The organism is Streptomyces sp. NPDC060002 (genome assembly GCF_042737245.1).
Lineage (GTDB): Bacteria > Actinomycetota > Actinomycetes > Streptomycetales > Streptomycetaceae > Streptomyces.
The window spans coordinates 78,796-94,821 of record NZ_JBHWUW010000006.1; the positions used below are offsets into that span (position 1 = coordinate 78,796).

Genomic DNA, 16,026 nt, shown 5'->3' on the forward strand with positions numbered 1-16,026 from the left:
GCCGGATGCTCCAGCTCGGCGTCACGATCGGTATCGGTTCCCCGGCGTGCGACACCGACAACGGTGGCCTCCTGGCTGGTCCGCGACGACGTGTTGGGTGGGAACTCACATCACCGAAGCCTGGCTCGTCCGCCGCAGCGCACCAGGCGACCCGGTGTGCCTGGACCGTTGGCAAGCGCCACCGGCGGCGGCACCGCGTTACGGGATGGCCCTCGGGCTGTGAGCGTTGCCCGCCCCGCGCTCCGTCGCCGTATGAGCGCCGACGTGGTCGCGTGACCCGGGGGCGGGCTCGCCTTCCGTCGAGCCCGCCACGCCGGCTCCATACCGGAGCCCGACTCGTGTCACGCCGTCAGCGCTGCAGTGTCAGCAGACCCGGACGGTAGGGCAGGAGGCCGTAGTCGCCACCGGAGTTGGGGCTGCGCCCCTGGTAGAGCAACTGCAGATTGCAGGGATCGACGGTCATGGTCTGATCGGCGCTGGTGCGGATCAGTTCGCCATGGCTGATGTCGTTGGTCCAGATGGCGCCACTGTTGGCCTTGCCGGCGAAGGGATTGCTCTCGGTCGCGGCCTGGGGTGTCCATGAGCCGTTCAGACTGGTGGCCGTGAACGAGCGGAAGTAGCGGCCCTGCGAGCCGATCGCCTCGACGATCATGAGGTAGCGGTTCTGGCCCTGTAGCTTGTAGACCTGCGGGGCTTCGAACAGGTTGTTCGTCGTATCGCTCATGATCACTGTCGAGGTCGCGCCGAAGCTGCCCGGGAAGTTTCCGATCGGCATACTGGCCCGGTAGATCTTGCCGTTGTCACCGGCGAAGAACAGGTACATGTTCGTCCCGTCACCGATGAGCGTCTGGTCGATGGGTCCTGTTCCGGAGCCTGGGATGCTTCCGGAGAAGAGCACCTGCTGGGAGGACCATCCATTTGGGTTGGTGGGGTCGCTCGACGTCCGGTAGGAGAAGGCGGTCCCGCCCCACTGGTAGGCGAGCACCCAGATGTTCTTCGGCGCGAAGTAGAAGAGCGTGGGCGCGACGGTGGAAGCTGACATCGTGTTCTGGCCGGCCGAGGCCATCTCCGACCAATTGGTGAACAGGCCGAAGTTCATCGAACCCCAACTCGTCCCCGTGTCGTGCGTCGTCGCATAGACGAGTTGCCTGCCGTTGTAGGGGACGACGGTGAAGTCCTTGAGCGAGACCCACCCCGGCTTGGGCTGCGCCAGCGCGCCCGTTGATGTCCAGCGGTATGTCGACGGAAGATCGCACGGACCGGGGCTGTCGCCGCCGGCCTTGACGAGCTGCCACTGCTGGTTGGTGCCGCCCCAGTCGTCGTACTGGACGATGTTCGCGTTGTCGGCGGTGGAGGCGCCTTGTACCTCGAGGGCCTTGTTGCTGTGGCGCGAGATGAACCTCACGTAGCCGTCCGAGCTGTCGGCCAGCCGCCACTGTTGGTTGGTGCCGTTCAGGTCGGCCCACTGGCTGATCGAGCCGCCGTTCGCGGTGGACCAGTCGTAGACGTCCAGCACCTTGCCCGAGTGGCGGGACTTGATGCGGTAGTAGCCGCCCCCGGAATCGACGAACTGCCACTGCTGCTGGTTCTGATCGTTCCTGGTCCACTGGGTGATGCGGGCGCCGTCGTCGGTCGCCATGTTGTAGACATCCAGGGCCTTGCCGCTGTTGCGGTTGACCAGCACATACGAGGCGTTGGGGTCCACGGTCGCCGCGCCGGCGGGCTGGGCACCGAGGAAGGTAGCCACGAGCAGCAAGGGCGCGAGAACGGCGAGTAGGCGTCCTGGACGGACCCGGGACGAGTGGCGAAACCACATCAGAGGGCCTCCTTTGGGGGCGGGGGTGAGGTGACCCCGATGAACCGCGGAGTGGACGTGCCGGGGGACGGGGACAGTTTCGAAAGTTTCGAGGAATTCCCGGATGCTTCGACGCCACAAGCTAGGAATGTGGGGCCCTCTGGTCAAGGCCTGTCGCCGATCTGTCCACAAACAGTGCCTCCCCTTTGGGCTTGACAAGCTGTCGCACCGACCGGAAACACTCCGGAGTCTGCGATACGGCTCGCCGGTCCGAGCCGTCCGCGCGGAGGGAAGAAGTCGAGCAAGCGGCGTCCGCGCACTCGTCCGGGCCCGGCCCTACGGCATCCGCCGACGGCGGTGCCGGGGGGTTCGCCGTCCGGCTCGCCGGGATTCCAGAAAGTTTCGGACGGGGAGCCGAAACTTCTTCTGCGGGGAGTATTGACGATCCATCGTCAATACCTCAATCATCCCGCCGACTACGACAACAGCCACCGCTACCGGCTGATCTTCGCGTTCCACTGACGGGGCGGAACCGCCGGCGACGTCGCCTCGGGCGGCACGAGCGGGAACGCCTGGTCCTACTGCGGCCAACGGGAACAGGAACAGTCGAACAACGGCGCGATCCTCGTCGCCCCCAGGGCCTCGGCAACGGCCGGGCCAACTCGGGCGGTGCGGACATCACCTTCGTCGACGACATGACCAGGCGAATCGAGGGCGGCCTCTGTGCCAGCCCGGCACAGCGTTTCGCCACGGGATCCAGCTGGGGCGGCGGCACGAGCTACGCACTCGCATGCAGCCGGGCGAACGTCTTCAGGGCCGTCGCGGTCATGTCCGGCGCCCAGATCAGCGGTGCAGCTGCGGCACCCAGCCCATCGCCTACTTCGGGATCCACGGCGTCAGCGACTCCGTCCTCAACATCGCGCAAGGACGGTCCCTGCGCGACAGATTCGTCAGCAACAACGGCTGCACCCCCCAGAGCCCGCGGGAGCCCGCGCCGGTCAGCCGAACGCACATCACCACCGCCTACTCGGGCTGCCGTGCCGGATAGCCGGTCCAATGGGCCGCGTTCGACGGAGGCCACATACCCGGTCCGGTCGACGGCTCCCCCGGCGAAAGCGGTGTCGCCACCTGGACCAAAGCAGAGATCTGGAATTTCTTCGCACCGTTCCGGTGACACGCCCGCACCACTGAGTGGAGCCAGGATGATCCTGGCTCCACTCAGTCGACGTCTGTTCCAGATTGAAGGACGGCGAGGTCTTTTCAGGAGAGCTTCCACGCCTTCGGACTGGGCGCGGCCGGCGAAAGCAGTGGGTGCATGCTGGCGAGTACCTTGGTGGGACCGGCTTCGTGCGGCCGGGCACGTCGAATCGGCAGCACTGGCCCCACCGTCCTTGAAGAACGCCAAGGTCCGCGCCGGGAGGCGCGCAGCCCGAGGGCCGACCTGTGACGGCACCGGACGCAGCCCTCGACAGTGCTTCCACAGGGGCGCCGTGTGTGGCCCGTGGTTGGCCCGGGGCGAATTCGGCCTGGCATGCAACGATGCCTCCGGGCAGCCGACTTCACGCTCTAGAAGAAGCCGAGCTTCTTCGGCGAGTACGACACCAGCAGGTTCTTCGTCTGCTGCTGGTACCGGCTCGCCGTAGCCTCTGACCTGTGGCTGTGGCTGTGGGTGTAAGTGACTGCGGCTGAGCCGAGTTGGTCCGTGCCTGGTCCGGATTCCGGTCCGGCCTGTGGCGTTGGCGTGCGTGGCGGTTCCGGATCGGGATGCCTATGGCCAGCGACCAGGGCCCATGCGTCGATGTCCTGATAGCGCCGCGGACCTGGGTGGCCGCCTACCGTGCTGCCGACCAGGTGGAGGCGTTCGGTCTGCCAAGGGCGTCCGGTGAAGCCGTCGAGGCAGGCGGCCGCCGCCGTCACGGACGCGTTGTCGTAGCGGCGGGCGCGGGCCAGCGTGAGGTGGGGACGCAGAGGACGTTCGGTGAAGGTGATGTCGCACTCCCTGACCCGCGCCCGTACTGCCTCGGCCAGCTCGTGCAGTCCGTCGAGATCGCCCCCGATGCCGCTCCACAGCACTCGCTCGTCGAAGTGTCCGCCACCGAGCAGTGCCAGTTCGAGAGCGGGGCGGGCAGCCGCCAGGTCGGCGAGGGGCGAACGAAGCCGCTGGACGGCCTGCACCGGCAGCTCGCCCAGGAAGGCCAGGGTGATGTGCCAGTCCTCGATGCGGTTCCAGCGCAGGTCGGGACAGGCGGCGTAGGCCGGGCTCAGAGCGTGCGCCAGCTCGTCCTTCGCATCGTCGGGCGGCGCGAGGGCGATAAGCGCGTGCTGGGTGGCGGTCTGGGGCGGTTCGGTCACGGATGTCTTCCTACCCCATGCGTCCGCAGGGCCGAAGCCCGACTGTCTGTCGTGCCGACGAGGGCGTCGACGGGAAGAACGCGGCAACATGTCTGGAGACGACCCGAACGGTCGCCACGGAGCCGCCATTCCTCCTGCACGCCTTGCCGGAGAACGTCCGGTCGCTGACCGGGCGACGACAGCCGGACCGTTCCCCTGACATGGGCTCGCGGTTCCTTGCTGCGCAACTGCACGATGACTGACGTCGGCGCGGAACCGCGCCAACAGTCGGGAGGTCGTCGCGGGTGGCTTTGACGCGTGGATGCGGCATCCGACGTAGTCGGCCATTGTCTGCGGGCGCATCGGCTACCCGTGGACGACGGAGATGATCGCGGTCACGGACAGAGCGGACAAGCATGAGAACGTCTGCATCGACATCAGCGCCTGCACCTCTCGCCGGCGGCCCGGTCGAACTGGTGGACTATCTGTGCGGCCGGGGCCGTCGCAAAGTCCTCTTCGGTGCCAATTACCCGATGGTCACCCCGGCCCAAGCCCTGGAGCACCTGGACCGGCTGGAACTCGACGAGGAAGCAGGCGAGTTGTTCCTGGCCGGCAACGCCTGCCGCGTCTTCGTGCTGTAGGCCCAAGGGCTCGGCGTCTGCTGTCTCCGGGCGCGAGCAGGGTGGTGGTTGCGGCCTTGGGCGGCCGGGACGGCGATCGCAGGGGCAAGATCGCTTCGTGCCGGCAGATGAGGGCATGGTCAGCGTGTTCTGTGCTCGGTGAGACCTTCCACCCGCCGCTTGAGGCCCGTGTTGAACGCGGCGTACCCGTCGTGCTTGGGCGTCTTGAGAAAACGTCGGGTCAGGGTGGTCAGGGCGCCGGAGAATTCCTCGCGGTTGGTCAGGCGGGTGGAGCCGTCGTGGTTGAGGGAGAGGACGAAGGAGTGCTGGCCGTGGAAGAGCCGCTTCGTGCCGAGCGTGCCGGCCCACCGGAGCTCCTGGCCGGGTGTCGCGACGGTGACCGTGGGCCTGAAGGTCATGCCAGGCATGCGCATGGTGAGCTTGCTTCCCACCTGAGCGGTTCCCTCGGCTGCGGTGAAGTTGCTCCACTCGCCGTAGGTGGCGAAGTCGGTGAGGACGTTCCACACCGCTTCCGGGGTGGCGTCGATGTCTATGACGGCGGTGAGCACTGCGTCCATGACGGCTTCCATTTCTGGCGGGCGGGCGGGCGGGCGGGGCGGGCTCGGGGAGGAGAGGTTGGCGGTCCGGCGAGCGTGTGGTCTACCGGTGATGATCGGCGGGGTCTGCGACGGCGGAGTCTGTGTCCGCGACGGAGCGAAGGCCCCTGTCGACGAGGTCGATGAGATATTCGAAGCTCTCGCCGACATCGGCGGACCACTGGAATCCGCCGGATGCCTGCAGGTTGGCGAAGCCGTGGAAGACGCTGCGCACTGCCCGCAGCGCGTGGGTCATGTCCTGCGGGGGGATGTCGTATCCCCGCAGCACCGCTTCGAAGGGGCCGATCCCTCGTCGGCCGGCGAGCATGATCGGGTCGTCGGGACCGGTTGGCGTGAGGCCGAGGGTGGCCGCGTAGCGGCCGGGGTGGGTGAGTACGAAGTCGCGGAGCGCGCCGGCCGCGGCGGCGAGGGCGTCGCGCCCGGCGCGGCCCTGGATGGCCGTGCCGATCGCGACACCGGCTTCGTCGAGGGCGAGCGCCGCGATGCGCCGGTGGAGGTCTTCCTGACTGGCGATGTGCTTGTAGAGCGAGGGGGCGCGCACTCCGAGCCGCTCGGCCAGCCGGCCCATGGTCAGCTCGCTGAAGCCGATCTCGTCGGCGAGCTCGGCGGCGGCGACGACGATCGTGGCCGCGTCCAGACCTGCCCTAGGCACGTACGCCGGCCAGGAAGGTCAGGATCGCGGTGAGGGTCTGCTGGGGGAACTGGACGTGCGGGTAGTGACCGGCCCCCTCGATCATCTCCAGCCGGCCCAGGCCGGTCGGCAGGTCGGCGACGATCGCCTCGCCCTCGGCCTGCGGGGAGGCCCAGTCGGGGTCGAGGGTGCCCTGCACGATGAGGACCGGGCAGGTGACGTTGCCCAGCTGCTCACCGGCGTCGGCGGGGGAGATCTTGCCCATCGCCTGCAGGACCTTCATACGGCCGGGCTCTTCCAGCATCGCGGTGATCTGCCCCATGCGTGTGTCGAAGTCCGCGGGCTTGGAGCCGGGGTAGGCGACGTCCAGGTACTTGGCCCACTGCCGGGTGCTGCCGAGGATGGTGGTGCCCATGAGATGGGTCACGCCCCGGCGGTAGCCGGCCACTCGCAGGTCACCGAGCCGGACCTGCTGCTTGCGGGTGAAGGGCGCGAGCTCGACCACCGCGGTGACGAGCTCCGGGGCCTTGGCCGCGGCGATCGTGACCGCACCGCCGGCGATGGAGTGGCCGACGAGTACCGCCGGTCCGCCGAGGTGCTTCACCAGGGCGATCAGGTCCCCCGCGAGGTCGGTGCGGGTGTAGGACGCCCACCCGACGCTGGACTCACCGTGTCCGCGCAGGTCCACCGCGGCGACCCGGTACCCGGCTTCCACCAGGGCGGGGGTGAAGAACCGGTAGGCCTCGCGACTGTCGCCCATGCCGTGGGCGACCACCACCAGCGGTCCGTCGACGCCGCTGACCTCGTACGCGATGGTCCCACCGTTGACGTTCAGGAACTCGGTCACGACTACCTCCATGCGGCCTGCTAGCCCGGTGGCTAACTGCATTAACTGAAAGCTATCAGCTTTAGCTTTGAAAGTCGATGCCGTCGATACCGTTGATGAAGCTGCGGGCAAGGCTGTGCCGCACAGCCGGTTTTGAGTCCCCCCGCGACCTCTTGGTCGGACTGCTGAGCGTCAGTCAGCTGTTCGTCCTCAGTTCCAGGCTTGTTGTTCCTGGCTGTGGGGGTCGTCGACCTGGTTCCACTCGTCGTCGATGCGCATGGTGGTTCGGCGCTCGTCGGTGTATGGCTCCCAGCCGGGGTCGCCGGTCCGGGCGAACCGGACCCATGCCCCGTGCATACGGGAAGCGAGATCGGCGGGAGGTCGCTTGGGGCCGAGCAGGCCGTGCCGGCCATGCAGTTGGGGGAGATGGGTGCGGTCGAAGACGAAGGGAAGCTCCATCGTGTGGGAGGCGCCGAGATCTCCTCCCACGGCCTGTGAGCGCCACGCGAACTCGTAGCTGTAGGTGCGGGACCGGGGGTGGGCGGCGTGCGCGTCGGCCAGCGCCCGGCTGCCCGCGCCGAACGCGGCATCGCCCATGATGGCGGCCCGCAGTTCGCCGAAGGATGCGTCGGGCCGTGCTGTGCGATAGGCCTCGATGAGCCGCACCGGTTGTGGGTGGGAGCGGGTCGCCGCGGCGTCGACGTCGGCCGCGGTCGAGGTGGTGTATGCGCCTGTGGGGACGAGATAGAGGTTGCCCTCCTCGGAGGTGGTTCCGATGAGCAGGTCGACGGCGGCTCCCAGGCCGGTGGCGACGGATTTTGCGGGCTGCATGTCCAGGACCAGGCTGAAGGGGCTGAGCCCGACCAGAGGGTCGAAGTGGGTCTGGGTCTGCAGGTCGATCCCGGCGACTTGGCCGGCGGCCTCGAGCAGGTGCTCGTCGGAGATGTCCGCGAAGGCGTCGGCGTGCGGCTCGACCCCCAGTGCCTGGGCTGCTGCCCGGGTGACGCGGGCGGCCTGCTGCGGGGTGAACGCCCCCGTGCCGCTGCCGCTTTGCACGATCGCCCGGCGGACGAGGCCGGTGGCCTGGGGCGTGGCGAGGACGCCGCCGACGATGGTGGCGCCGGCCGACTGACCGAAGAGTGTGACGTTGTGAGGATCACCGCCGAAAACGGCGATGTTCTCCCGCACCCAACGCAGTGCGGCTATTACGTCGAGCAGGCCGCGGTTGGCCGGCGCTCCGGGGAGGTCGAGGAATCCTGGGATGCCGAGCCGGTAGTTGAGGGTGACGAGGACGACGCCGTGGCGAGCGAAGCCGGAGCCGTCGTACAGCGCCGACCGCGTCGATCCGGCGACGAACCCGCCACCGTGGACAAAGACCATGACGGGCAGGCTTTCCCCTGGGGCGGCAGGCTTCCAGATGTTGACGGTGAGGTAGTCATCCCCGCGGCTCCAGCCGGCACCGAAGTAGGGAGACATGTCCACCGTGCCGAGCTTGCGTTCGGACTGAGGGGCGTTGGGGCCCGGCACCGTGGCGTCCCGTACACCGTCCCATGGTTCGTGCGGCTGCGGCGGGGCGAAGCGACCGGCGCCCAGGGGCGCAGCGGCGTAGGGGATGGTGAAGAAGGCGGCGGTGGTGTCCTGGCGCAGCCCTCGGACCGCTCCCTGAGTAGTCGTGAGAACGGGATCGGTGTCGTGGCTCACGATGGTTCCTCTCCGTGGGCCCAGGTGGGCGTCGGAAACGGGATGAAGTCCGCCCGAAGCCCCGGCCCCGCGGTGGCGGCCGGGGTTTCGGCTGTGGATGTGGCTGTGGATCCTGCCTGCGGGTCAGAGGCGGTCGAGCGAGGCCCACCGCTTGATGGCGAACGCGCTGCCACTGCGTTCCACTTCCAGGGCGCCGTGCCCGGCGAAGTGGGCGGGCAGGACAAGCGCGTTGGCGTCCGCAGCCCAGCCGAGGATCTCCTGCCGGCTCTCGCGGGCGGCGTGGGGGTCCTCGCAGAAGCAGCTGTTGTGTTGTGGCTGCATGATCTGGAAGGGGGAGTGCAGCAGGTCGCCCGAGAAGACCGCGCGCTCGGTGCCGGAAGCCAGCATGACCACGCTTGTTCCCGGGGTGTGGCCGGGCGCGGCCTGCAAGCGGAGATTGGCGTCGATGGTGTGGCTTGTTTCCCAGAGCGTGACCTGGCCGGCGGCGTGCACCGGCGCGATGCTGTCTTCGAAGACGTTCTGGTTGACCCCGCCGGCGATCTTCGGATTGTTGGCCGGGTTCCAGAACTCGAAGTCCGCCTTGGGCATCAGATATGAGGCGTTACGGAACGTGGGAACCCAGGACTGGCCCTCCAGGCGGGTGTTCCAGCCGACGTGATCGACGTGCAGGTGTGTGTTGACGACGATGTCGACGTCGTCGGGGTGTACGCCCGCCCGCTCCAGATTGCCGAGGAAGTCCAGCTCCAGGTGGCCCCAGGACGGTACGTAAGGGCGTTCCTTGTGGTTGCCGACGCCGGTGTCGATGAGGATGGTCCTGCCTTCGCTGCGCAGCACCCAGGTCTGCACGGCGACATTGCAGATATCGGTCTCCTCATCGAGGAAATCCGGGACGACGACGGAACGGTGTGCGTCCCACTCATGCTTCGGCGATCCGGGAAAGAACACGTCAGGGGTCATCCCGACGGGTCCGTGCATCTCCTCGACCCGTGTCACCTCGACGTCGCCGAGAGTGATGTCGCTCATAGTGCTGCTCCCCATTTCTGTCATTCTTCTCGTGCAGTCGTGCAGTCGTGCAGTCGTGCCGGGCGGCTCGGGGCCGATGTGGATTTAGCTGTGGCCGTTCAGGCGGGCGAGCAGGAGGTTGGGGTCCTTTGCCGTGGTGTAGGCGGCGTTGAGGACGTACACCTCCTTGCCGCGTAGTGCCACGGAGGTGGGGTTCTGCAGTCCGTCGCTGCTGTCCAGAACGGTGGTGCTGGTCCCGTCGGGCTGGACGAGCACGACCTTGTTGGGGGCGTCGAGGGTGGCGAGCACCTCGTTGCCGCGGCCGGTGAAGGCGAAGTCGTCGATACCGGTGAGGCCGGTCGCCTTCACCTGCGGGACGCCCGCCCGGTTTCCGTGACGGATCGGGATGCGCACGAGGGTGCCCTTGTCGAGGTTGGTGACCCAGAGCGCGCCGTCGTGCACCTTCGCGCCGTTGGCTCCGAGGAAATCGGTCGCAGCGAGCTCGGGCGCGGTGGACCAGGCGGTGGGTCGGCCCCCGGAAAGGGGGACGGTCCATACGGTGCCGAGCGCCGAGTCGGTGATGTAGAGGCGCTTGCTGTGCGGGTCGAGCGCCAGACCGTTGGGCAAGCCGTTCGCGGGCAGCGCGGCGATGCGCTTCGGCGCCTTGCCGGGGGTCAGCCGCCACAGGCCCGTCAGGTCGGCGGTGCCGGTCGCGTACAGCGCGTACGTGCTTCCGTCGGCCTGGACGATGCCGGTGGTGAGGGGGAATCCGAGGGCGGGGGTCTTGACTCCGCCGTCGGCGGGCAAGGGCAGGGTCGCCAGGATGCGGGTGCTGCCCCCGGGAGTGATCTGGGCGATCTGGCGGCTGCCGGCGAAGGTCACGTTGGCCTTGCCGTCGGGCATCAGCGCGATGTTCTCTGGCATCTGGCCAGCGGCCAGGTCGAAGTGGTTGGTGATCCGAACGTGGCTCAGGGGCTTCGGGGCCGCCGGGGTGGCGTCGGCCGGGAGGGCCACTGCGAGGGCCGCTGCCGCCATCGCCACGGCTGTTGCAACAAAGCTGCTTCGCTTGTACATGGGTTCCTTCTTTGTTTTCCGGATACGGGCATACGGGCATACGGGCATGCCGCGGCCAGGGGGTGGGTCGGGGGTGTGTGAAGCCCGACAGACGGAGTCGGGACGCGGCGCCGTTTACGTACGCTTCGGGCGTCCTCGACTGTGAAAGGGGCTTGGAGAGAGGGTTGTTGAGGAGGTCAGGAAGAGTGGGATTCGGCGCTCTTGCGGGGCTGGGCTGTCTCGCTCGGCCCGCTGGTGTGGGTGAGGAGGCTGAGGGCTGTCGCGGAGGGGGATCCCGCAGTTGCCGTGGCGATCACCACGGCCGGCCCGTTTCCCTGCGGACTCTGCAGTGTCTGTTGAGTGACGGTCAGGGTCCCGACCGTCGGATGGTGCATCTCGTAATCGGCGACATCGCACGCCAGGATCCGGTGATCGGCCCACATGGCCGCGAATTCCGGGCTGCGCATGCTCAGTTCACCGACGAGTCCGGCCAGCAGAGGGTCCTCCGGATACCGGCCGGCGGTGAGGCGCAGGTTGCCGACCACGGCCCTGGCCTTGGCGGGCCAATCGGTATAGAGCTCCCGGGTGTGCGCGTCGAGGAACACCAGCTTCGCCATGTTCGGCCGACGGCCCGGTTCGGCGGGGCTGTCCCGGTCGACATGGCCGGCGAACAACGCGTGCCCCTGCCTGTTCCACGCCAGGACGTCACTACGGAGGCCCATGACGAGGGCGGGTGTGCCTTCGAGAGCTGACAACAACGCGCTGGTAGCAGGGGGGACACGCTCGGGACGGGGACGCGGCACAGCTTTGCCCCGCTTTGGCGCACGGGCGAGTTCGTGCAGATGGGCCCGCTCGGACTCATCCAGCCGCAGGGCGGTCGCGATCGCGTCGAGCACCTCGCGCGAGGCGTTGCGCGACTGACCCTGCTCAAGCCGGGCGTAATAGGGCGCGCTGATGCCTGCGAGCAGCGCCAGCTCCTCCCGCCGCAGCCCCGGCACCCGGCGCCGCTCGCCGTACATCTGCAACCCGACATCCTCGGGGTGCAGAAGGCCCCGGCGTGCCTGGAGGAAGTCGGCGAGTTGCCCGTGCTTGTTCATGACACCGAGTATGCGCAGCACCGCCGCGCCGCGCCTCACCCTGCTGGGGTGCGGATCCGCAGGGTCTGGCTGCCACCCCGGTGCCGGTCCCCCCGATGAGCCGTATGCCCCTGTGCCGTCCTCATCTTCGGGAGAGCCCATGAGCGCCACAACCCATGAGGTGATGGGTGATTGTGGTGTTGAGGCTGATCGGGGGGCGTTGTTCGAAACTACCGCCTCCCGGGGACAAGGCGCGGCCCGGCGGTTTGTCCTTGGTCGGTACGCATTGCATCGTGGGCATCCCGGCGGCGTCGAAGTCGGCAGTGTCCGCACCGATCAGGGTCATGTGGCCGGCGAGTCTCTGGCTGTTCTGCGAGGGCGGCTCCCCCTTGACCTGCTCGGCACCGGCGACCTGCCGGCTGGCGGGGAGGCGTTTCCAGACCATCGCGGCGTCGTCGAGCAGGCCCCCGTGCACGTCGCGGTGGCGCGAGCGGTCTGCCCAGGCCACCGGGGAGCCGACTGCGAGCGCGGCTCCTGAGCTGCCCACGACGAAGGCTCGCCGGAGATCGGGGTCATGACGTCGGCCTCCCGAGGGCTCCCGGCACCATCGATGACTGTCTCGCCGTCAGAGGTCCGAGGAATATGCGTCTGGACGAGGATGATCCGGGCGTGCGTCGCCTCCTCGCGCCGATACGTTGGACGACTCGCGGAATCAGTGACATGGAACGTCGTCGTCAAGTCTTCAGACGTAATTGATCGGACGAATGAGTCGTAGGAGCGGGCCGCTGGGAGCTGCGGCGGCTGGTGGTGTGGCAACGGGACCCCGAACAGGGAGGCCTTGTGCGGAGGTACCGCAATGGGGATCATGAGGCCGCCGCCCGCGAAGGCAGCACCTGAATACTGCTCAACTCATTTGGCTACAAGGGAGTTTGTATGAGGCTGTGGATGCGCTCGGGGACCGTGGCGGTTACCGCCGCGCTGGCCCTGGGCATGGCGCCCGGGATCAGACCCGGCCTGTCGGCCGCGGCGGGGACCGCACCGCCGGGAGGTACGGCGCACAGTGGCGGCCGCACTGTCACCCTGATCACCGGGGACACGGTGACGACCGACGGTGCGGGGCGGGTCACCGGGGTCCGGGCGGGTGAGGGACGCGAGGACATCGCGATCTCGGTCCACCGCTACCAGGACCGCAGCTACGTGATTCCCGGGGACGCGGTGCGGCCGCTGGCCGAGGGCACCGTGGACCGGCGGCTGTTCGATGTGACGGAGCTGCTCGCCTCGGACAACGGCGACACACAGCGGAATTCGACGCCGCTGATCGTGACCTACCGTACGGCCGGTGAGGCATCGGCGAAACGGGAACTCGCAGCCGCCGACGCGGACGTCGAGCGGAACCTGCCGGTGATCAACGGCCAGGCGGTCGAGGTGTCCGGGTCCGACGCCTCGCAGGTGTGGAACGCGCTCACGGACGCCGGTACCGGCGCCAGAGCGGGTGCCACCCGGATCGCCTCCGGCATCGAAAAGGTGTGGCTGGACGCCGCCCGGACGGCGAGCCTGGACCAGAGCGTGCCACAGATCGGCGCGCCCACGGCATGGGCCTCCGGCTACGACGGCAAGGGCGTCACCATCGCCGTACTGGACACGGGCGTGGACCAGACCCACCCGGATCTGGCTGAGCAGGAGATCGCCGAGAAGAACTTCGGCTCCTCGCCGGACAACGTGGACCGGGTCGGCCACGGCACCCATGTCGCCTCCACCGCGGCCGGTTCCGGCGTCAAGTCCGGCGGCCGCTACAAGGGTGTCGCCCCCGGCGCGAAGATCCTCGACGCCAAGGTCCTGGGCGACAGCGGTTCGGGCTCCGAGTCGGACATCATCGCCGGTATGCAGTGGGCCGTCGACCAGAATGCCAACGTTGTCAACCTCTCCCTGGGCGGCACCGACACCGCGGGCACCGACCCGCTGGAAGAGGCCGTCAACACCCTGTCCGCCACGACCGGAACACTGTTCGTGGTAGCCGCCGGCAACGCGGGGCCCCTCGCCGGCACCGTCGGCTCTCCCGGCAGCGCGGCCGCCGCGCTCACCGTCGGCGCGGTGGACAAGCAGGACCGGATCGCCACCTTCTCCAGCGTGGGCCCCACCCAGGACGGCTCCCTGAAGCCCGACCTCACCGCGCCGGGCCGGTTCATCGTCGCAGCCAAGGCGGCCGAGGGCACGATAGGCGCCCCCGCCGGCGACGGATACGTCTCCCTCAACGGCACCTCGATGGCCACCCCGCATGTCGCGGGCGCCGCGGCCATCCTCGCCCAGCGGCACCCCGACTGGACCGGGCAACAGCTCAAGCAGGCCCTCGTCTCCTCCACGAAGCCCACGGCCGGCCTGACCGCGCAGCAGCAGGGCACCGGGCGGGTGGACGTCGCGAAAGCCGTCGGACAGACGGTGAGCAGTGAGGCGTCGTCCGTCGGCTTCGGTGCACAGCAGTGGCCGCACACCGACGACACTCCGCTGACCAAGAAGATCACGTACCGCAACACCGGCACCTCGGCGGTCACCCTCCGCCTGGCCGTCCAGGCGACCGACGCCGACGGAAAGCCCGCTCCCCGGGGGCTGTTCACCCCTTCGCCGAAGCGCGTCACCGTGCCCGCGGGCGGCACCGCCTCCGTGGACGTGACCGCCGACACCCGCACCGTACCGGCGGGAGGCGACTACTCGGGCGCTCTGATCGCCACCGGCGGCGGCCAGAGTGTACGCACCGCCCTGGCGGCCGACGTCGAGGTGGAGTCGTACGACCTGACGATGAACGTCCTCGACGGCAACGGCGACCCGGCGTACTTCCCGTTCATCATCCTCTACGGCCTGGACAGCCCGGCCCTGCTGTGGAACCAGCGGGACACCGACGGCATCGCGCGGTTCCGCGCGCCGAAGGGGGCGTACAACGTCTTCGCCCTTGTCACCACCTGGAGTGGTGCGAGCGCGGGGACGGCGGAACTGGTGCAGCCGCGGCTGTCGCTGACCGCGGACACCCGCACGGTCCTGGACGCCCGTGAGGCCAAGCCGGTCTCGCTCACCCCACCGGACCCTGACGCCACGTCCAACGGCGCCTACGCCTCGTACGTGATGCGCGCGGCCGGGTCGGGTCTCGCCGTGGGCATTCTGACCGGCAGTGACTTCTCGCGGCTCAGGATCGCCCGGTCCGGCGCCTCGGCAACACCCGACGACGGTTTCGAGGCCCAGGTCGGCGCCACCTTCAGCAAGGGCACCGACACCGCGTACGACCTGCTGTACACCAGATCCGGCTCGTTCTTCGACGGATTCTCACACACGACACGTACGAGCGAACTCGCGCGCGCGGACATCAGCGCGGGCGCTCCCGCGGCGGGCAAGACGGGCAGTGTCGGGGCCACCTGGTACTCACCGTTCGACGAGGGCTACAGCGTCGCCGCCCCCGACTTCGCCCTCCCGGGGCGTCAGCGGCACTACGTCACCGTGCCCAAGAACTACACCTGGGGCTTCGACTTCCTGCAGCAGGGCGCGGACGACGGCCACGAGACGTACCAGAGCAGCGCGGGCCGGACGTACCGGGCCGGACGGAGCTACTCGGAGACCTTCAACACCGGAGTGTTCGGGCCCAGCCTGGCCGAAGGACCGGGTGGCGGAGGCGTGTCGCGTACCGGTGACGACCTGAAGATATGTGTGCCGCAGTTCACCGACGGCTCCGGCCATGTCGGCGACTCCGTGACCGGGACGGCCCTGGTCACCCTCACCTCGGGCGGCGTCCCCTACCTGTACCGCACATCGAGCGCACTGGAGAGGAAGTACCTGCGCTGCCGGCCCGTCACCACGCTCCCCGCGGCACGGCAGTCCTACCGCCTCACCTCGGAGTTCTCCCGGCCTGCCGAGGTCTCCGGGGTCAGCACCCGGGTCAGCGCCTCCTGGACGTTCGTCTCCGGCCGTGTGTCCGGCACGCGTGAAGCCGTACTGCCGCTGTCCTCGGTCCGCTTCGCCCCCGAACTGACGTCAGCCAGCACGGCGAAGGCGGGCACCCGTCTGACGGTGCCGCTCGTCGTCGAGGGCGCGGCGGCCACGCGGGGAGTGAAGGCGCTCACGGTCGAGGTCTCGTACGACGCGGGGGCCACCTGGCGGAAGACGGACGTCCGTTCCTCCGGGAGCACGCGCCAGGTGACGCTGACCCACCCCGCGGACGCCGGGTCCGTCTCCTTCCGAGCCCGTCTGACGGACACGGGCGGGAACACACACACGGTGACGATCACCGACGCGTACCGCCTGACACACTGATACTCCAGCAGTACTTCTGTATTTGTCCTGGTCGGAGGCGAGTGGGGCGAGGTTAGTGGGCTGATGGCCCGCCAGGCGTGT

At 68.7% G+C, this 16,026-nt stretch carries 10 protein-coding genes and 1 pseudogene; 2 read left to right on the forward strand and 9 right to left on the reverse strand.

Annotated features, from left to right (window positions below; translation table 11 throughout):
- Window positions 1-349: 349 nt before the first annotated feature.
- Both ACFWBD_RS08190 and thpR read right to left on the reverse strand, forming a co-directional pair.
- A complete protein-coding gene (locus ACFWBD_RS08190; protein WP_385664348.1) occupies window positions 350-1,816 on the reverse strand; it encodes a non-reducing end alpha-L-arabinofuranosidase family hydrolase in 1,467 nt (488 codons plus the stop codon).
- Window positions 1,817-3,583: 1,767 nt separating this feature from the next.
- Window positions 3,584-4,147 (reverse strand): annotated as a pseudogene (thpR, locus tag ACFWBD_RS08195) (RNA 2',3'-cyclic phosphodiesterase); the annotation flags it as partial.
- A gap of 395 nt (window positions 4,148-4,542) precedes the next feature.
- Here thpR and ACFWBD_RS08200 point away from each other — a divergent pair.
- Window positions 4,543-4,767, forward strand: a complete 225-nt coding sequence (locus ACFWBD_RS08200) for a hypothetical protein (RefSeq protein WP_385664351.1) — start codon at window positions 4,543-4,545, stop codon at window positions 4,765-4,767.
- 119 nt (window positions 4,768-4,886) lie between these two features.
- On the opposite strand, the gene ACFWBD_RS08205 is transcribed toward ACFWBD_RS08200, so the two are convergent.
- The 7 genes from ACFWBD_RS08205 to ACFWBD_RS08235 form a co-directional block, all read right to left on the reverse strand.
- Window positions 4,887-5,324, reverse strand: coding sequence for an SRPBCC family protein (locus tag ACFWBD_RS08205; RefSeq protein ID WP_385664353.1), 438 nt, complete (start codon window positions 5,322-5,324; stop codon window positions 4,887-4,889).
- A gap of 82 nt (window positions 5,325-5,406) precedes the next feature.
- Window positions 5,407-5,985 (reverse strand): TetR/AcrR family transcriptional regulator, encoded by a 579-nt coding sequence (locus tag ACFWBD_RS08210; RefSeq protein ID WP_385664674.1) that lies wholly within the window; start codon window positions 5,983-5,985, stop codon window positions 5,407-5,409.
- Window positions 5,986-6,007: 22 nt separating this feature from the next.
- Complete coding sequence (locus ACFWBD_RS08215) at window positions 6,008-6,841, reverse strand: alpha/beta fold hydrolase (RefSeq protein ID WP_385664356.1); 834 nt, start codon at window positions 6,839-6,841, stop codon at window positions 6,008-6,010.
- Between the two features lie 189 nt (window positions 6,842-7,030).
- On the reverse strand, window positions 7,031-8,521 hold the full coding sequence (locus ACFWBD_RS08220) for a carboxylesterase/lipase family protein (protein ID WP_385664359.1): 1,491 nt from the start codon (window positions 8,519-8,521) through the stop codon (window positions 7,031-7,033).
- Window positions 8,522-8,644: 123 nt separating this feature from the next.
- Window positions 8,645-9,544 carry an MBL fold metallo-hydrolase gene (locus tag ACFWBD_RS08225; RefSeq protein ID WP_385664362.1) on the reverse strand — a complete coding sequence of 300 codons (900 nt, stop codon included), beginning with the start codon at window positions 9,542-9,544 and terminating at the stop codon, window positions 8,645-8,647.
- 84 nt (window positions 9,545-9,628) lie between these two features.
- Window positions 9,629-10,558 (reverse strand): hypothetical protein, encoded by a 930-nt coding sequence (locus ACFWBD_RS08230; protein WP_385664364.1) that lies wholly within the window; start codon window positions 10,556-10,558, stop codon window positions 9,629-9,631.
- A 215-nt stretch (window positions 10,559-10,773) separates the two neighbouring features.
- Window positions 10,774-11,673: a helix-turn-helix domain-containing protein gene (locus tag ACFWBD_RS08235; protein ID WP_385664368.1), complete on the reverse strand. Its 900-nt coding sequence runs from the start codon at window positions 11,671-11,673 to the stop codon at window positions 10,774-10,776.
- 912 nt (window positions 11,674-12,585) lie between these two features.
- On the opposite strand from ACFWBD_RS08235, the gene ACFWBD_RS08240 reads away from it, so the two are divergent.
- Window positions 12,586-15,945: a S8 family serine peptidase gene (locus tag ACFWBD_RS08240; RefSeq protein ID WP_385664371.1), complete on the forward strand. Its 3,360-nt coding sequence runs from the start codon at window positions 12,586-12,588 to the stop codon at window positions 15,943-15,945.
- The last annotated feature ends 81 nt before the right edge of the window (window positions 15,946-16,026 follow it).

Bases quoted from the DNA above. Each gene is read 5' to 3' on its own strand.
- ACFWBD_RS08200 (WP_385664351.1), top strand. From the start codon at position 4,543: ATGAGAACGTCTGCATCGACATCAGCGCCTGCACCTCTCGCCGGCGGC.
- ACFWBD_RS08240 (WP_385664371.1), top strand. From the start codon at position 12,586: ATGAGGCTGTGGATGCGCTCGGGGACCGTGGCGGTTACCGCCGCGCTG.
- ACFWBD_RS08230 (WP_385664364.1), bottom strand. From the start codon at position 10,558: ATGGCGGCAGCGGCCCTCGCAGTGGCCCTCCCGGCCGACGCCACCCCG.
- ACFWBD_RS08225 (WP_385664362.1), bottom strand. From the start codon at position 9,544: ATGAGCGACATCACTCTCGGCGACGTCGAGGTGACACGGGTCGAGGAG.
- ACFWBD_RS08235 (WP_385664368.1), bottom strand. From the start codon at position 11,673: ATGAACAAGCACGGGCAACTCGCCGACTTCCTCCAGGCACGCCGGGGC.
- ACFWBD_RS08205 (WP_385664353.1), bottom strand. From the start codon at position 5,324: ATGGACGCAGTGCTCACCGCCGTCATAGACATCGACGCCACCCCGGAA.
- ACFWBD_RS08190 (WP_385664348.1), bottom strand. From the start codon at position 1,816: ATGTGGTTTCGCCACTCGTCCCGGGTCCGTCCAGGACGCCTACTCGCC.